The organism is Shewanella sp. MMG014 (genome assembly GCF_018100775.1).
Classification (GTDB): Bacteria; Pseudomonadota; Gammaproteobacteria; order Enterobacterales; family Shewanellaceae; genus Shewanella; species Shewanella japonica.
Map to the genome: position 1 here is coordinate 23,775 of NZ_JAGJDZ010000003.1, position 17,798 is coordinate 41,572.

A 17,798-nucleotide genomic window follows, 5' to 3' on the forward strand; every position below is an offset into this window, starting at 1 on the left:
GGGCTTTACGATAAGTCTTCATATTAACGGTTTAGCTTTGCCCACATTGCAAGCTGCTTTAATTCAATGCATTGACAGTTAATCAGTAGGATGTTGTATCACCATCTTATATTTTTCAATGAGATGTTGCCGTTTACTGGCAAGCATATTGATTTTACTTGCATCGCCACCAGTAGTTGCTAATAGTCGTATATCCATCACTTTAAACCACAACCAAGGAATATAAGCCAGACCATACATACCAAAGTAGCCGCTTGGTAGTGTCGGTAAGTCATCGAAATGTCGTAATGATTGGTAACTGCGTGTTGCATTGGCGTGGTGATCAGAATGACGTTGTAAATGAAACAGTGCCCAGTTGGAGAAAATATGATTACTGTTCCAACTATGATGAGGCTGCGGAGGCTCATAACGACCATTGGGTAGCGTACGTCTTAATAGGCCATAATGCTCAATATAATTTGCCGAGGTTAACTGCCACATAGACCAAAAAGCGCAAATGAGCAGATAGGGAATGACTGATACACCTAACCAGATCACCAAACCAATAAATAGCGAAAATGTTAATAGCATGGCCTGCCAAAACTCATTGTGTAAACTCAAGGAGGATTTTCCTGCCTTGTTGAGCCGTAACTTTTCGATTTGGTGAGCACGCATGATAGCACCAGGGAGCTCTCGCAGTGCAAATCGATAGATGCTTTCTCCCATTTGAGCTGAAGCGGGATCTTCTGGTGTGGCCACATGTTTATGATGACCACGATTATGCTCAATAAAAAAATGACCGTAAGCTGCAGGAGCCAACACAATCTTGGCCAACCATTTGTCTATGTTTTTTCGTTTATGTCCGAGTTCATGGCCAATATTTAACCCATGCCCACCAATGCTGCCTGCCAACAAGGCAACGGCTAAGTATCCGGAATAACTAAGGGAATAATTGGCAACAAACCAAGCACAATAGATGAATGTTGCCAGTACGACAAACACATTTAACCGTGTAATTCGAGCGTAAAATGGGTCGGATTCGAGTGCAGGAATAACTGATTCAGGTGGATTGCTGGTGTCTTCTCCCATGACATAATCAATTAAGGGAAACAACATATAGACCACTGCAAAAAACAACCATAGAAAAATTTCTTGCTGATAGGTTTGATATAGCAAAGGCCCTGCGACAGCAATAGTGGGGATCAATAATGACAGCCACCAAAAGTGACGTTTTTTGTCTACGTATGTTGTGCCGTCTGTGGCAATAAATACCCCAGCTTTTTCCATGCTGACTCTCCAGAACCATTATTACAATAAGCATGGCTTATCGCTTAAATAAGCTGTTTAACTGTTAACCATACTGTTTATTAGTTAAGCACACATTGCTTTGAAGATAAACCGTGAGGATTTCGCTGTGGTGACAGGCATATTTTGCGGTTATAGCGCGTTAGTCAAAAGCTGTTATAACGCCTTGAGAAATCAAATTACGCTGGCGTTGTTGAATGGCTGAGTATAGTTGAATGGCATTAGTATTAAAGCAAAAAAATGGCTCTGCTGGGGGAGCGAGAGCCAAGGACCTGATGAAACTTTTTACTTAACCAATCGGATTAAGGTTTAGATTGCGAGTGCTTTTGGAAACAGTAATTCATTTTCAGTATGAATATGTACCTGTAAATCAGCATCAAATTCAGCCAAGGTTTGGTAGCATTTTTGCCAAGTGCTACATGCACCTTCAGGAACTTGGTAGTTATTGGTGAGTTCGCGTAACTGTTGTAAAACACTACCAGCATGATCATGTTCATGCTCCATGGCATTAATTGGATTACCAATATGGCCAAAGCAACCATTCACTTCTTCGCCAGCAGCGAGTCTTCTCATCGCAGGGAATAAAATCTGTTCTTCTTTCATTAAATGCGGCATCAAATCAGCAATCAGCGCACCAATTAGCATGGCTAATGGTTTAACCTCTGCATAATCTTCGCCATGGGCTTGCACCATTTTTTGCGAGTATTCAACTAGCAGCGGCGCTGTTTCACGCACGTATTGGTGATGCGTTGCTTCTAAATGGTCAATTAAAGCAGGAATAGGCAAAGCTTGTAATTGCTCAAAGCGAGTAGAAGGCATGGTTGCTCCAAAAGATGCAATAAGTTAATACCTGTATTTTAAATGCATCTTTTGGTTGGGCAATCATATTGATGAGTAATTGTTAGTTGGATCACATAATTTAAAGACGAGTATCTCTTACTGAGTACACTTTTGCCCATTTATTAGTGGACTCACTAACACCTGTTTACTGACTTGTTGCTGCTCAAGCATGCCACCGATGCGAAGCAGCTGATCATGGTGACAAATTAAGCCACGATGATCCATGCTGGGTACATCAAGCGTTACAGGCGTTAACCATTGCATAGATTTAAAATCAAATGTGTATTGAACATTATGAGGGGCGCTCGGGTCGCCGTTATAGCCGATGCCGCTGTAATTGTATGGGTTGTTACTGCCAGCCATAAAGATTGCTTGCCCTTCAGATGAATCACTGACTCCTGTGGCAGCCATTCGGTAATGTGCAGTGGCTGTTGGTGCTTCATTAAGCTTGGCAGCCTGTTCACTGATCGAATAATGCGGCAATAATTGCCAGCTTATTCTTAAATGATTTTCTGGATTCACTTTACCAAACAAGCACACTGGCGATGATTGATAGTTGCGGCGTTTACCGATATTTGCCTGCACTTTTACACCATCACACAATACGATTTTATTGCCACTCATGGCGACAGCTTGACCAAATACGGCAGGAGCAGGGATAGGGCTTGCTTGCTCCCACGTATCTGTTTTAGTGTCGTAAACTTGAACCAAATTAACATTGCCGTCGTTATGCCAGCCACCAAATAAGTAGATATAACGCTGCTGATAAACGCTGGCAGCAGTGTCATCAACAGCTACAGGCATGTCAGCAATTCGCTGGTAGTGATTGGTTAATATATCGAACTGATAATTATCGACAGTGCTGATCTCTTCATGGTTTTTAGCAACTGTGTAGCCACCAAATACATAAGCTTTTTCATCAATACCGACAGCAATTGATGCGAGGCGACCAGCTAACGGCGCTACAAATGGCACAGGTTTTAATGCTTGCCATTGGGAGTCTGAGGTCGAAAGATTAATGCCCCACACTTTATTATGAACCGCTTGGTAGTCTTTCCCTTCAGCTAATCCTGTAAAGCTAATGAGGTAGTCCCCTTTAGTTGTGGAGACTTTAGCAACGGCATTATTAGATACGCCTTCAGATAACTGCGGGTAACTCGCATAGGCTAATGGCGCGGCGCATATAGCTGTGATAGTCGTTATCACAATCGCACCGAGTTGAGTTAATCGAGTCATTATCAATCCTTTTGATTTTTTATAGTGCACATTTAACCATATTTGCTGACTGATAGTTAACTCAACTGTATCGGGTATAGGGCGAATGATATGGTTTTTCTGTTAATGCGGAATGATTTAAATGCTGCGATGGGGGAATTTTTACGGTAAGTTAGTTTTTGCTAATATCAGTGCCAATATAAAATATAGCTAGCGTTTACGACCAATATAAACATCACAGTAAAATACAGGCAAATTGTTATTTTGAATCATAAAAAAACGTCTCGAAACATCGTTAACAAAATGACTTCGGCTCAATTTATACATCGCTGGTTAATGTTAATTTTGGCTATCCCTATTGTGATTTGGGGCTTTACGGGCAGTTACTTTGTATTGATGGATATTGGTTTTATCCGCAGCGATCATATTACCGTTGAAAAAACCGCTAAAATTGACGCATCTTCAGTGTCGTATCCTATTTCCAAGCTTTACCAAGATTTCCCTGAGGCTAAAAAAATCACAGTAAAATCACTGCTTCAGCAAGCTGTTTATCACGTCACTCTACCTGAAAGAACACTATTAATAAGTGCCCAATCGGGTATGCAACTCGATGCAATAACCCATGAGCAGGCAACAAAGATAGCTCAGTCTTTTCAGCATAATAACGCTATTTCACCTTCAGCCAGCATTGCTGCGGCTAAGTTATTAGTAGAGCAAGCTCCAGCTGAGCTAGCTTCAAGGCATTTGCCTGTTTGGCAGGTGGTGTTTGATGATATGGCCAAAACGACATTGTATATATCAGCACAGACAGGCGATGTGGTGACAAAACGTCATGAATATTGGCGTTGGTTTGACCTGTTTTGGAAATGGCACATTATGGATTATGACGAAGGGGAAGCGATTGATAATGCATTATTGTTTTACAGTGCAATAGGCTCGTTTATCGCCGTTTTTGCAGGGTTTGTTTTACTTTGGCAACGCCGAAAGAGGTATTGCTAATGAAGGTGAAAAGTCTCAGACATTGGCTACGAGTCGGTCATTATTGGTTAGGGGTGATCGTCGGTGTGCAGTTGCTCATTTGGTTGGGTACAGGTATTTATTTCAACATCACGCCCCATGAATCACTTAAGGGTAAGTTGTACTTTAAAACGCCACCACAATTAGAGAAGCAGTCATTTAGCGTTAACGAACTCTTGCCGTTAGCCTCAATATTGGCAAGAGTAAAACCAGTAGAGCAAGTCAGCCTCATTTCATTGAATCAACGCCCCGTATATCTGTTAGATGAGCAAGTACAGCGCTACCAACATGACTGCCAGCAACAAACGCTCATTGATGCTCTGAGCGGCGAGGAAGTGATGATTGATGGCCATCTTGCTGAGCAGTTAGCTAAGCAAACCTACACAGGTAATGGTGAGGTTATCCAAACGCAAAAATTGAGCGCGCCTTTTGATGAGTGGCCCAAAGAATGTAATCCATTGTGGCAAGTCAGCATTAATGATGACTTGAATACCCGAATTTACATTAATGGCGTTAATGGTCGATTGGTTGGCCATAAAAATGACCGCACTGATTTAGCTGATTTGATGTTCAAGCTGCACTTTATGGATTACTTACATCAAGGCAGTTTTAATAATCCCTTTAGTTGGTTTTTTGGTTTGGTGATGCTCATTCTATCGCTAACAGGTCTGTACTGGGTGATTGAAAACCTATTGATGAAACGATATCGAGTCAGGGTTAAGTCGGGTTAGCTTTCTCTGAATGCATTATTTGCATGCATTCTTGGTATGCAGAATTGATTTTCCGAGACCGCAACGTGGCTATCTCATCATTCTCTATAATACTGTTATAGAGTTAACTATCTAATAAGTAAATGATTAAGCTCCATAGTAAAGAGTAGTTGAATTTACCGACAAGGCATTGTCCATTTACGACATACCTGTTGTCGCCGAGTTCACTCGCCACTTTACGTATTGCGACATAAACTCATGCCGCTTTGTTCATCTGGAGGTTTTATGTTTCGCTTTTTACTCTGTAGTTTCAGTTTTGTATTGTTATATCCAACGGCTATCGACCTTTATCTTGTCGGTTTGCCTCAAATCGCTGCCGATCTGAGTGCTACTGAATCACAACTTCATACTGCATTTTCAATTTATTTAGGCGGTATGGCTAGCACCATGCTTGTTGCAGGTAAAATCGCGGATCAAATTGGCCGAAAACCTGTGGCTATGGTTGGCGGCTTGATATTTATCATTGCGTCTTTGTTAGCGGGTAATACAGAGCAAATAAATGCATTTTTAGTGGCTCGCTTCTTTCAAGGTGTGGGAGCTGGAGCTTGCTATGTCGCCGCGTTTGCTATCTTACGCGATGCACTTAATGATGATGTAAGAGCAAAAGTGCTATCTATGCTCAACGGCATTATCTGCATTATTCCGGTGATTGCGCCGGTCGTGGGGCATATGATCATGATTTACTCACCTTGGCGCACCTTATTTACTGTGATGGCAGCAATTGGCTTGATTGTATTAATCATGGCAACTTTTGTGCTGCGAGAGACGCTTGATAAATCCAGTGTATCGACAGCGCAGGGAAATACTTCTGAAAGTTTTCTCAATGGCTATTTTATTAAGCGCTTACTGATTACATCGTTAGGGATCACCATCATCCTTAGCTATGTTAACGTCTCGCCTATGGTGATTATGGGCATGCTTGAATGTGACCGAGAAACATACGCCTCCATTATGGCATTTACTGCGCTTACGAGTATGGTCGCATCGTTCGTCACACCATTAGCATTGAACTATTTTAAGCAAAAAACCTTAATGGTTTTTGGGCAGTTGTTACTCTTAGGGTCTGCATTAGGGTTGGTGTGCTGTTACCAATTAAATCTTGAAGCAAGCTATTATATTGCTTCGTTTGCCATGCTATGTATCGCTTTCTCTTTAGGCTTTGGCGTGACAATGAGCCAAGCTTTAGCGCCATTTAGCAAGCGAGCAGCCGTTGCTAGTTCACTACTTTGTGTTAGTCACGTGACTTTCTCGGCGGCATACATTTGGTTAATGGGCATGCTAAACGTGAGTGCGTTGAACATTCTTATCTTTATTTTAATACTCGGTAGTAGCATTAGTATGTTTCTATTATTATTAGAAAAAGCCAATACAACAGCAACTCATAATGAAAAAAGCTCTGTCTCGTCTTGATTTAAACTTATTGTTTACCTTGCAGCTGTTAGTGCAAGAGCGCAGTGTTTCGATGGCAGCCAAAAAGCTCAATGTCACCCCGTCAACGGTGAGTAAGTCGCTGAATAAGCTTAGATATTGGTTTGATGATGCATTGTTTGTGAAAACGCCTTCAGGTCTTGTGCCGACACCGCTGGTAGAAAGCATGGAGCAAGAACTCACTGATTGGCTACAAATGAGTAGCCAATTATTAGGAAAACGAAATGAAGCCACATCAAGTAACGTTCGCTTTGATTTACATGTTGAGTCGCCACTGTTATTAACATTTCTTAATCAACTGCTTATTAAGGTTCATCAGCATTATCCAAATGCCACAGTCAAAACAAATAATTGGGATTATGATTCATTTGAAGCATTAGTCAGTGGCGAGGCGGATATTGCGTTTACTGGGCGAGAGACTCACCCAAGGTCAAAAGAGTCGTTAAACTTACTGCCATACTCAATTGATTTTGAAGTGTTATTTCACGACCATCCCAAAGTATTTTTACGCAATGATCATCCTGCGCTTAAAGAAGATTGGAGCCTAGAAACATTCCTAAAATATTCACATATCAATATCGTGTGGGAGAAGAGTGATAAATGGGCGCTCGATGAGGTATTAATCGAAATGGGTCAGACTCGCACTATTGGCTTAACCCTATCAAGCTTTGAGCAAGCTCTTTATATGGCAGCGCAACCAGAACATCAATTGCTCACCACAGCGCCACAATATTGCGAGAAATATATTGAGCAATTACATCCCAACCTTGTTTCTTTGCCTATCCCTCTAGCTCAAGAGTGGCTTGATCAACTTGTTATTCCATTTACGATGATTTGGCATAAGCGCAATGCCTACAACCCTAAACTGATTTGGCTAAAAGACACGCTCAGAGAGTTAATGAAAGTTGCTAGATAAAGTTAAAAATCGATAAAAACAAAAAAGGGCTAACCATTTCTGGTTAACCCTTCTTAATACAACAGCTTAAGAATCGCTTCTTAGTTCATGCCGTAAATTGCTTTCTAGCTGTTTTCAGTGGTTTTAGTTCGTCTTATTTTGTCATTATAAATACTTATATATCAATGGTTAACGCTATTCTTCTGTCTTCATTGGTATTGGCAGGTATGGGTTCCTATGGTTACATGGGGGTACATATGGGGGTACATATGGGGGTACATGGAATTGAGCTATTTACCCGTGAAAATGAGCCAAACCCATGCTTTATGAAACCACATTACGCGCCTTGAATGGCAAGCCACAATCTGAAGTTACTGAGCTTACCGATGGTAAAGGTTTAGGCGTGCGAGTATCTAGGTTGGGGAAGTTGAGCTTTCAGTTTCGCTATAAAATCAATCGTAAAAATAGACGGATGGATTTAGGTGGTTATCCTGAAATATCACTAAGGCAGGCAAGAGATTTATCTGAGCAATGTCGCTCATGGTTAGCTGAAGGTTATGATCCTAAGCTTAAGCGCAGTATGAGCCGAGAAAAAACCTTAGCCCCAGTGACTGTTCAGCAAGCGCTTGAATACTGGATTGATAATTACGGCAGAGAGAATCGTGTCAACATTGATAAAATCATTGTTCAGTATCAAAGGCATATCTACCCCTATATTGGTCACTTCCCTTTAGAACAAACAGAAACAAGACATTGGATTGAATGCTTTGACCGCATTAGGCGTGGCATTAAAGGTAAAAAAAGGCCTGCACCAGTCGCTGCAGGTCAAATACTTCAAAGTACTAAACAAGCGTTAAGGTTTTGTCGTGTAAGGCGTTACGCCATTAGTCGTGAGCTTGATGATTTAATCGCATCGGATGTAGGTAAAAAGCAAAAGCCAAAAGATAGAGTCCTTACCGATGTTGAGGTATACGATTTACTCCGCTCTATTGAAAATCGTGAGGGCACTTTTTACCTTCGTTATTTGTGTAAGTTACTGCTTATATTTGGTGCTCGCACTCAAGAGTTAAGACTGTCCACTTTTGATGAATGGGATTTAGAGCGTGATGTGTGGACGGTACCTAAAGCGCATAGTAAGACAGATAAACTGATTATTCGACCTATCCCTGCCAAAGCTAAAGCAATTATTGAGTTTCTTTATAAGCGCCACGGGCATACCGGCTATTTGCTTGGCGAGCTAAAATCATCTGAAACAGTAAGCGGCTCAGGTTGTTTGATTTACAAACGTTTAAAGCATAAAGAACCATGGTCACTGCATGACTTACGACGAACTTTTACCACCAAACTAAACGACTTAGGGGTAGCCCCGTATGTAGTCGAGCAAATGTACTGCCTAACAAGGTTTGCAGTAAATAAGTCTTACCTGTCTGACGAGCGCCGTCAATTAACAGTGGCTTACGCTTATCTTTATCTTTCCACTTCAATAATTTATTGAGCAATAACCTTCGCATGACTTATTCCCTGCATAAAACTGTATAGGCAATTACACTTTTATGCGCATTAAAGTGTGTTGTTAGGTATGGGTTTAAATGAATATATAATTTATGACTTATAAGGGTATTACAGTTAGTCGCTTACAAAGCAATTAAAGCTCTAAGTGGTGATTGAGCTGGCAGCGCTAGGTAACCGTCGAAGATAAGGGAATTTGTGCGATAAGATTGATTGCGATGGTGTGGAGTACATGCTACTGGTAAGCCCATCATCTTCATCGATTAAAATTGCTGGTGGCCATAAATTTTTTAATATTATGGCCTTTCGAATACCTTTAGTTATCAATAAGAAAATTTAAAACACGACCCGATAGTGCTTAGACATACAGCCATGGCATACTTTGCTTTTTGTTTTATGCTTAACAAAATCACTTAAGTTTTCACCTTCACCTTCCATAATCACTCTACCACAATGAAAACATGGGGCTGGGTAGGGTTGCCTTTTTTCAAGCTTCTTTCTCCATGCCCTTACTTCATCCAACGTGGTGCCTAGCGGTAAGGTTTTTATTACACGGTCAAAGCGGCACGATTGATATGGGCTACCCCAATAAGTTGATGCGACATAAAACTTAATCTTATCCTCGTCTTTATACACATTAACAATATTACCAGTGTTGCTTATTCTATCGACACATGTCGCATCAAAATCCTGCTTATAGGTCGTATTGCAGTGGTTATCAATACAAACGGACTGGCCATCAACAGCGCGTTCAGAAGTGGCCACCAGCTTATTACAGCGCTGACAAATAAAGAAGGCATTAGAGTTATCAAGGTGACGATATATTGCATGATAAGTAGGGCGTATATAGTTTAAGTTTGGATTCTTTTTGGCGTAAATTAGTTGATGATTGATACCATCAGTAGAATGAATATGTGCTGTTATGGTAAACAAATTAGCTTGCAATTCGATGGTGTAAAGCAACGTTTTTGTTAGTGGTAGATTGATATAATCAGTGAGGTTATATGTTTCGCCGTAATCCCAGCCTATAGGTATTGGAGTGTCAGATACTTCAAATGAAGGTTTACAGTTACCCCTCGAAACGTTATCAAAGTATTCTTTTAAAAAATGTTTAAGTCGCTCGTTATCGCCAATAAATCGTATCGCCTTTTGTTGAATCAGCGATCTTATTGTCGGGTTAAAGTCAGATTTCATCTTATCCATCCTTGAGTGTGGCTATAAAAATGTATCTCATTTTCTCAAATGCCCTGTTACTGTAAGTCCCAATGAGTGCTTTAAGATGTTAGCTATGTCAAAAAAATAAAAAGTAACTTATTGTATCTTTATGATCTTATTGTGATTAATTGTTTTATTGCTTCGAACAATTAGGTTAAAGATTCAAGGATGTGAACTGAAACTAGCAATTTATTACAACTTTTATGAATTTTTAGGGCATAAAGTGACAATAAGCTTAGGGATATACATGGATGATCTTTACCCTTCAAACTTAAAAAGGTATTGCACTCAAAACGTGCCAGTATGTTTTATTTAGAATATTGCCGAGTAATACAGAAAGGTGTTTTTTTGTGGTTGTATACTGGCATACAGACAACTTAGGGTTTAAATAGATAATATTATGTAGGATATAGTATGTATCAAAATTCTTACTCTATGCTTGGTGGTAAAGACTTTGACTTTACTCAGGCATCAACATTAGACAGTATTAACTTCCTTAAATTAGGTCTACCAGTATCTATGCTTGATTGTGCAGCCAAATTAATGGGAATGAAGAAAAAACACTTCATCTCACTTATTGGGGGTGTTTATGGTAGTCAGTATTCTAGAGAAAATGATAGGCTTACGCTTCTTGAAAGCGAGAGGATGCTAATGATTATTGAGGTATTAGCTCAAGCAGAGCAATATTACGGTGATATAAATATAGCTTTGGAATGGTTAAATACCCCCAGCATCTCACTTGAAAATGAACCGCCTCTTACATTCCTGTCTAGTATCGAAGGCATTAAGAGCGTGAAAAACTCACTCGTTAAGTTATCTCATGGGATGACTGCGTAAAGAAACTATCCTCAAACTATGATGCATTATTATCATTAGTGACGTAAGCGCTTAGTTGATGCTATCAACATAATCACCTTTTGATTGCAATATATGTCGATTAAATTAGATTTCATAAAAATGTTTACTTTACATGTCGATTGAATCGACAGCAGCTCACAGAAATATCTATATATGTCGATAAAAGAAGGTTTTTAAACATGGAATGGCAAGCGACCCAAGCACATAACCATTTATCCTTATTACCACCGAAGAGTGAATTTGAAACCGTTGCCATCTTAAAAGCCTGTATTCCAGCCCTTACTGAATTAATGAGAGCGGGTGAACTACTTGCACCAAGGCAGTTTTAATAATCCCTTTAGTTGGTTATTTGGCTTGATGATGCTGATTTTATCGTTAACAGGTTTGTATTGGGTGATTGAGAATCTTGTGAAGAAGCGGTATAGAGTGCGAATGAAATGAAAACCATAAAATAAAAAACCGTAATGCTTATGCTTTACGGTTTTTAGTTGTTAATTAGATTGAAATCTAGCCGTTATTACCTTGCTACATTACCTTGCTACAATAACGTGATCTAGTGACTCGATATCTAATGACAAGATAGATTTCGAGTCATAGTCAAAGAGTAGTATTTGTCCTGACGAAGTTTTAATCATGTCTCTCATTGCGACGCCTTTGTTCAAATCACCTTTATTAAAATAATCTAGGTCCCCTAAAAGGCTACGTACACCGCTAGTGCGATCAATAGAAAATAATTGTTGGTCTGCATCTACAACGAGAATTCTATTGTTTTCACTGTCAAACGTCATCGCATGAATGTCATAATCTGTTGGATTATCAGCGTTCGGTATACCTGCGTTATCTGAAAGAACAGTAAAAGCAGAACCATCCAGCGGTTTGATTAAAATACGGTTTTCATCAGCGATGATTAATGCATCATTGACGGTATCAAGAGTTGAATCAAATGGATATTCAAAACCATTGTCATCATGCTGCATGAATATTGAAATCGTATTAGTATTAAGTTCATATTGATAAACGTGGGATTCGTCATCATCCAGAATAAATAAGCGGTTATTGACTGCATCAAACTCTAATCCTGCAGCATAAACATCTTCACCTATAGTGCTGCCCACATTTGCATCAATTAGTGTTCTTATTCCTGTGGTGATATCTACAGCGGTGAGTTTGAATTCATCTCCCATCACTAACAAGCGGTTATTATTTTCGTCCAAAACTGCAAAATGGACTTCAATAATTGGATTATTAGCATCAGGGTAGGTTGAGCTAGTTAATAATGATTTAGTACCGGTCGCAATATCAACTTTAAATATTTCCTCATGACTGTCATCTGTTACATAAAGCGTACTGCCGTCGGCACTTTCAACCATTTTAGTGATCGAACTAAAAACAATATCGGTATCGCCAGTATAACCGTGTGTTAAAGGACTACGACTACCGTCAGTGCCATTAATTTGAGTGATAATCTCTCGATCATCATCCCATGTATAGGCGACTTGCTTGTCATCATCCCATCGAATAGAACTGATTTCTTTGAGCGTGAGTTCACCGTCAGGTGTAGAGTCATCAGATAGTGTCGCAAACGCACTTGATACGACATCAATGGTGGTCACTGATACTCTGCCTTTACTGGAAAGTATTCGATCATTGGTTGGGTCGTAAGTGATTGCTCCTGAGGAAGTAAAATTATAAGTATACAAGTCATCAGCGCGGGTGCCATCTGTCATTGATACAGAAAACAAACCTGAATATAAATCCATGATCCACAGTTTGTTATTATCGTGATCGATTGTCATTGCATAAGGTCTGGCGAAAATATTATCATTATCAGGCACACCTTGACCTGAAAATAAAGTACGTGCGCCAGTGGACAAGTCGATACTTAAAATTCGGTCATCATTGCCAGAACTGTCATACTGCAATGCAAACAGACGATTATTGTCCGCATCTATCGCCATTTCAATAATGCTATTATCACTCACAGGGTAGTCTGTATTTGGAATGACATCATTTGAAAATATTGTTTTTGCCCCTGTCGTTAAACTTACTGCCACGATATGATTTTCAAGAGTGTCAGATATTAATAATCGATCTCGCGCTCTATCAATCACTAAAGCTTGTGGCACAGTAAACTCAATAAAGTCTTCACCAAGATTATCATCAGCGATGATTTTGACCGAACCATCAGTTTTTGAAACGACATAAACAGTGTCATTAGATGAATCAACTAAGAAGATTTCATCACCGCTGTCTTCCACTTTCATGTCATTGACATAACTAATTATTGGACCAACATTTTTTAAGTTGATTGAAGCTGCGCTGTTATTTTCGTTCCCCCATTCATCCTCAACAGCTACAGTGATGGTATTGTCTAGGTGGCTTAATGGAATACTTGCAGTCCAAGTTGCATAATCATCATCGCTGCTGGCATCTACGCCATTAACTTTCACTGAGTCAATGTTACTTACATCAGTACTCGTTCCACGAATGATATAACTGCTTTCAGTCGTTAAACTATTATTTATTGGGAAGGTTATGGTTGCTGTAGGAGCGTCGTAATCATCGTTACCGGAATCAAAATCTTCGCCGTTACAAACGTATTCAGTCACTGATATTTCGTTATTATCGAGTACACCACTTCGGTTTGTATCTAAACCACTATCAATACGTTTTCCTCCTGCGACACAGTTTGCCCCAGCAGCTTCAGTCGTAATTTTGATTAAACTATCGAAACCGTCTGAGCCATCGATACTGTTACAGATAAACTCTGTTGCAGTAATTTCCCCACTGTCTAGAACGCCACTTTGGTTGGTATCAAGACCCGTATCGATACGCATGCCGCCAGCAGTACAGTTTGCTCCAACAGGCTCAGTTGTAATATCAATTAAACTATCAAAACCATCAGAGCCATCAGAGCCATCAGAGCCATCAGAGCCATCAGAGCCATCAGAACCATCAACGCCGTGACAAATATAAGTTGTTAATGTAATTTCACCAGCGCTTAAAGATAAGTCATTATTGGTATCTAATCCCATATCAAGTTTTTGGCCGCCAGCGGGGCATTGGCTTCCTGCAGGTTCTATAGTGACATTGATTAAGCTGTTAAAACCATTTGAACCATCAGCTCCGTCGTTGCCATCGGCTCCGTCGTTGCCATCGGCTCCGTCGTTGCCATCAGCTCCGTCGTTGCCATCAGCACCGTCTTCGCCATCAGCACCGTCGTTGCCATCGGCACCGTCGTTGCCATCGGCACCGTCGTTGCCATCGGCACCGTCGTTGCCATCAGCTCCGTCGTTGCCATCAGTACCATTCTTACCACTACATATATATCGGGTTTGAGTTCGCTCATTATTTGCTAGTATGCCATCGGCATCAGCGTCTAATCCGGTATATATGGCGATACCACCATTAGCACATGCAGATCCTATATCTAGGGTTTCAGTTTCTAAAAGAGCTGTTAGGCCATCTGAGCCGTTACAAATATATTCTGTTGAGGTTATTTCATCATCATCAAGGTTAGCGTTGCCGTTAATATCGAAACCTAAATTAATCTGGGTTCCTGCTGCATCACAACTATTACTGCTGGTTACTGCGAAACTATTTACAAATACTGCTGATACAGGTTCTTTATCTATTGGTGTTTCATCTATGTCGGGGGTACTGTCGCTGCTCCCGCCACAAGCTGATAAGAATATCGATAAGCTTGCTGCTCCAATCCAATGTTTCATAACATTCCTTAATTGTGGTGATAATGTCGCCGAGCGCCTTAGCTCTAGCTAATTATTTGGCACTGAGTGCCTTATTGTTTATTGTTATGTCGTAACAAATATTATTGGCAGAATAGTGTGCGCTGCCTAAAAAAGATTTAAACGTTAATTAAGTGATCGCTAAAGTTGTTTTGTAAATAAATCAGTTAATTAGCAAAGTAATTGTAACAAATTAATAAAGTTGTTAAAACAAGTTACTAACTAGTTGGATGAGTGATCGAGAGGCGATTTACGCTTTGAATGAACGAGATTGTAGCTATGTATAAAACGGCCAAAAATAAGGATGTTTGAATGGTTACTTGGACCTAATTTAACCTGCTGATGTAAAAGAGTTAATAACAAAAAAGGCTAATCATTACTGATTAGCCTTTTTAAATACAACAAACTTAAGAATCGCTTCTTAGTTCATGCCGTATATCGCATTTAGGTGTTTTTATTGGTTTTAGTAGGTCTCTGTTTGTTATGAGTTTTTCTTAGTTATCAACAGCTAAGAGGTTTTTAGTGTCCTCATTGGTATTGGCTGATATTGGCTCCTATGGTTACATGGGGGTACATATGGGGGTACATGGAATTGGCCGTATTCCCAGCCAAAATGAGCCAGAACTATGTTGTACGAAACATCGCTTAGAGCAATGAACGGTAAGTCTCAACCTAAAGCCATAGAGCAAGCTGATGGCAGGGGATTAGGCATTCGGGTATCAATGCAAGGCAAGATACGCTTTCAATATCGCTATAAGGTTAGCGGCAAGAATAGACGCATGGATCTAGGAAGCTACCCAGATGTATCACTCAGGCAGGCAAGGGATATGGCTGAGGAGTGCCGTACTTGGTTAGCACAGGGGCACGATCCTAAAGTAAAGCGCAGTATGGGCAGAGAGAAATCATTAGCACCCGTAACCGTGAAGCAAGCCCTAGATTATTGGATTGAAAATTATGCCATAGAGCATCGTGTTAACGCGCCTAGAACAGAGGCTCAATTTCATAAGCATATCTATCCCTATATTGGCCACTTTCCTGTAGAGCAAACTGAGACACGACATTGGATTGAGTGTTTTGACCACATACGGAAAGGTATAAAAAGTAAGAAACAGAAACCTGCGCCAGTAGCGGCAGGGCAGATACTGCAAAACTGTAAGCAGGCATTGAAGTATTGCCGAGTAAGACGCTATGCAATAAGCCGTGAGCTTGATGACCTCATTGCATCTGATGTTGGTAAAAAGCAGCGTAAGAAAGATAGAGTTCTTAGTGATGTTGAGCTATATGACTTAATGAACTCAATACAAAAACGTGAAGGGAGTTTCTACCTCCGTTACCTATGTCAGCTGCTTATTGTGTTTGGTGCTCGAACTCAAGAGCTTAGACTATCTACATTTGATGAGTGGGACTTAGAAACAGGCTTGTGGACAGTACCTAAAGCGCACAGTAAGACCGATACCATCATTATTCGCCCTATACCAGCCAAAGTAAAACCGATCATAGAGTTCCTCTATAAAAGACATGGGCAGACAGGATACCTACTGGGTGAGTTGAAAAGCTGTGAAACGGTTAGTGGCAGTGGCTGCTTAATACATAAGCGCTTAAAGCACAAAGAGTCATGGTCACTGCACGATCTGCGAAGAACCTTCACTACCAAGCTAAATGATTTAGGTGTTGCACCTTATGTTGTCGAGCAGCTATTAGGCCACTCACTCGGTGGGGTTATGGCTATCTACAACCGAAGTCAGTACCTTCCAGAGAAGCTTGCAGCACTTAATATGTGGTGTGAGTGGTTAGAGCAACACGTTAACCCAGTTGATAATGTTGTGCTGCTTCATAGAGCTTAGACTATCAGTGAAAAACTGTGGATTGAGCAAAGGGAGGATTGCTCACTACCTAATATCTTCAGAGAGTAATTAATAAACCACACCATAATGAATAGAGGCGCAGCCGTAGCAGAGTTTAGCCTCTGTCTTGAAGTCAACGAATGAATCTAAGTCCATTCCATCTCCTGCATTATCGATCTGCTCCTTGCAGTGAAAGCAGGGAGCAGGATATTCCTGTTCTGCTTCTAGTTTTAACTTGAGGCTTTTCACCTCTTTAACGCTAGCGGTAAGTGGAAGTGTGGCAAGGACTAGGTAGCTGGGTACTGGTTCGTGAGGGTGTGGCCAGTCTGTCACTGAGATATAGAACTTAACTTCTCCCGCTTCAACGTCTTTGTAAACCCCGACATTGCCATCGTAGCAATAACCATTTGAGAGTCGATCAACAAGGCTAGTATCAAATACCTGCTTATAAGTAGCCTCACAGTGCTGGTGGGCATCACTGTTGTGAGCAATCAAACCGTGATTACCATCTTTGATACCGTTACAAATCCCATCACTGCATAGCTCTGAGGCCACCAGCTGTTTGCACTGTTGGCAGATAGTGAAGACTGGTGATCTATCAAGCGCAGAATACAGCTCGTATAGTTCAAAGTCAGGGTCTTTAATGTTTGATAGTGTCTTGCTGAAAACAGCTTTCTCTACAACATCATGTTCACTATGAATATGGGCTAATAGTTCAATGTGTTCAGCTGATAATTTGATGCTATAGATCACCTGCTTGGTGAGTGGCCTGTCAATACTCCCAATTAGCTTATGCCTTATAGGGTTTTTATGCTCCTTAGGAAAAAAGCGAGACCTAGAGGCTGAGCGATTAGCAAAACTAGGTAAGCGCAGCATCATCTCCATATGTTCTGATAGCTTCTCAATCAGCTGTCTATCGCCACTGACAGTGATCGCATCTTGCTGCAGTAGTGATGTTACTGTCGGTATTAATTCAATGTTCATCTTAACCCTTGTTTGTCACTGCGTGATGGTCACTGCGCTAAGTTAAAGTCTAGAAGCCACAGTCTTGAATTCACCATCTCGTAATAGCAAAGTGCCATTTATAAATAGTCATTTTTCGCATAGGTATTACAGCTCATAGAACTATGTAATACCTTACAATACCAATAGATACGAGAATGTTTATTGTTTTTGA

At 40.5% G+C, this 17,798-nt stretch carries 12 protein-coding genes and 3 pseudogenes; 8 read left to right on the forward strand and 7 right to left on the reverse strand.

All coding sequences use genetic code 11. The features are described from left to right. Positions 1-78: 78 nt before the first annotated feature. The 3 genes and pseudogenes from J8L86_RS05420 to J8L86_RS05430 form a co-directional block, all read right to left on the reverse strand. Positions 79-1,266 carry an alkane 1-monooxygenase gene (locus tag J8L86_RS05420; protein WP_192021656.1) on the reverse strand — a complete coding sequence of 396 codons (1,188 nt, stop codon included), beginning with the start codon at positions 1,264-1,266 and terminating at the stop codon, positions 79-81. A 327-nt stretch (positions 1,267-1,593) separates the two neighbouring features. Then, a pseudogene (locus J8L86_RS05425) lies at positions 1,594-2,094 on the reverse strand (hemerythrin domain-containing protein); the annotation flags it as partial. A gap of 126 nt (positions 2,095-2,220) precedes the next feature. Next, on the reverse strand, positions 2,221-3,360 hold the full coding sequence (locus J8L86_RS05430) for a kelch repeat-containing protein (protein ID WP_211029212.1): 1,140 nt from the start codon (positions 3,358-3,360) through the stop codon (positions 2,221-2,223). Between the two features lie 282 nt (positions 3,361-3,642). Between J8L86_RS05430 and J8L86_RS05435 the strand changes: the two genes are divergently transcribed. The 5 genes and pseudogenes from J8L86_RS05435 to J8L86_RS05455 all read left to right on the forward strand — a co-directional run. After that, positions 3,643-4,338 (forward strand): peptidase, encoded by a 696-nt coding sequence (locus J8L86_RS05435; protein ID WP_247663236.1) that lies wholly within the window; start codon positions 3,643-3,645, stop codon positions 4,336-4,338. Then, positions 4,338-5,087 carry a PepSY domain-containing protein gene (locus tag J8L86_RS05440; RefSeq protein WP_211029214.1) on the forward strand — a complete coding sequence of 250 codons (750 nt, stop codon included), beginning with the start codon at positions 4,338-4,340 and terminating at the stop codon, positions 5,085-5,087. The genes J8L86_RS05435 and J8L86_RS05440 overlap by 1 nt, the downstream gene beginning before the upstream one ends. A 264-nt stretch (positions 5,088-5,351) precedes the next feature. Further along, on the forward strand, positions 5,352-6,536 hold the full coding sequence (locus tag J8L86_RS05445) for an MdtL family multidrug efflux MFS transporter (RefSeq protein ID WP_065109285.1): 1,185 nt from the start codon (positions 5,352-5,354) through the stop codon (positions 6,534-6,536). Next, a complete protein-coding gene (gene yidZ / locus J8L86_RS05450; RefSeq protein ID WP_065109286.1) occupies positions 6,511-7,470 on the forward strand; it encodes an HTH-type transcriptional regulator YidZ in 960 nt (319 codons plus the stop codon). Before J8L86_RS05445 ends, yidZ begins: the two co-directional genes overlap by 26 nt. Positions 7,471-7,768: 298 nt before the next feature. Continuing rightward, positions 7,769-8,776 (forward strand): annotated as a pseudogene (locus J8L86_RS05455) (integrase family protein); the annotation flags it as partial. A gap of 46 nt (positions 8,777-8,822) precedes the next feature. Here J8L86_RS05455 and J8L86_RS21095 read toward each other — a convergent pair. Together J8L86_RS21095 and J8L86_RS05460 are read right to left on the reverse strand one after the other, a co-directional pair. After that, positions 8,823-8,960: pseudogene (locus J8L86_RS21095) on the reverse strand (AAA family ATPase); the annotation flags it as partial. A gap of 334 nt (positions 8,961-9,294) precedes the next feature. Then, positions 9,295-10,152, reverse strand: coding sequence for a hypothetical protein (locus tag J8L86_RS05460; RefSeq protein WP_211029218.1), 858 nt, complete (start codon positions 10,150-10,152; stop codon positions 9,295-9,297). Between the two features lie 435 nt (positions 10,153-10,587). Here J8L86_RS05460 and J8L86_RS05465 point away from each other — a divergent pair, with 435 nt between their 5' ends. Together J8L86_RS05465 and J8L86_RS05470 are read left to right on the forward strand one after the other, a co-directional pair. Further along, positions 10,588-11,010 (forward strand): antitoxin Xre/MbcA/ParS toxin-binding domain-containing protein, encoded by a 423-nt coding sequence (locus tag J8L86_RS05465; RefSeq protein ID WP_211029220.1) that lies wholly within the window; start codon positions 10,588-10,590, stop codon positions 11,008-11,010. A gap of 200 nt (positions 11,011-11,210) precedes the next feature. Beyond that, positions 11,211-11,360 carry a hypothetical protein gene (locus J8L86_RS05470; protein WP_211029222.1) on the forward strand — a complete coding sequence of 50 codons (150 nt, stop codon included), beginning with the start codon at positions 11,211-11,213 and terminating at the stop codon, positions 11,358-11,360. 201 nt (positions 11,361-11,561) lie between these two features. Here the strand turns inward: J8L86_RS05470 and J8L86_RS05475 are convergent, their stop codons facing one another. Further along, positions 11,562-14,759 (reverse strand): hypothetical protein, encoded by a 3,198-nt coding sequence (locus J8L86_RS05475; RefSeq protein WP_211029224.1) that lies wholly within the window; start codon positions 14,757-14,759, stop codon positions 11,562-11,564. A 644-nt stretch (positions 14,760-15,403) separates the two neighbouring features. On the opposite strand from J8L86_RS05475, the gene J8L86_RS05480 reads away from it, so the two are divergent. After that, complete coding sequence (locus J8L86_RS05480; RefSeq protein WP_211029227.1) at positions 15,404-16,621, forward strand: site-specific integrase; 1,218 nt, start codon at positions 15,404-15,406, stop codon at positions 16,619-16,621. 69 nt (positions 16,622-16,690) lie between these two features. On the opposite strand, the gene J8L86_RS05485 is transcribed toward J8L86_RS05480, so the two are convergent. Next, complete coding sequence (locus J8L86_RS05485) at positions 16,691-17,605, reverse strand: hypothetical protein (RefSeq protein WP_211029228.1); 915 nt, start codon at positions 17,603-17,605, stop codon at positions 16,691-16,693. Positions 17,606-17,798: the final 193 nt, after the last annotated feature.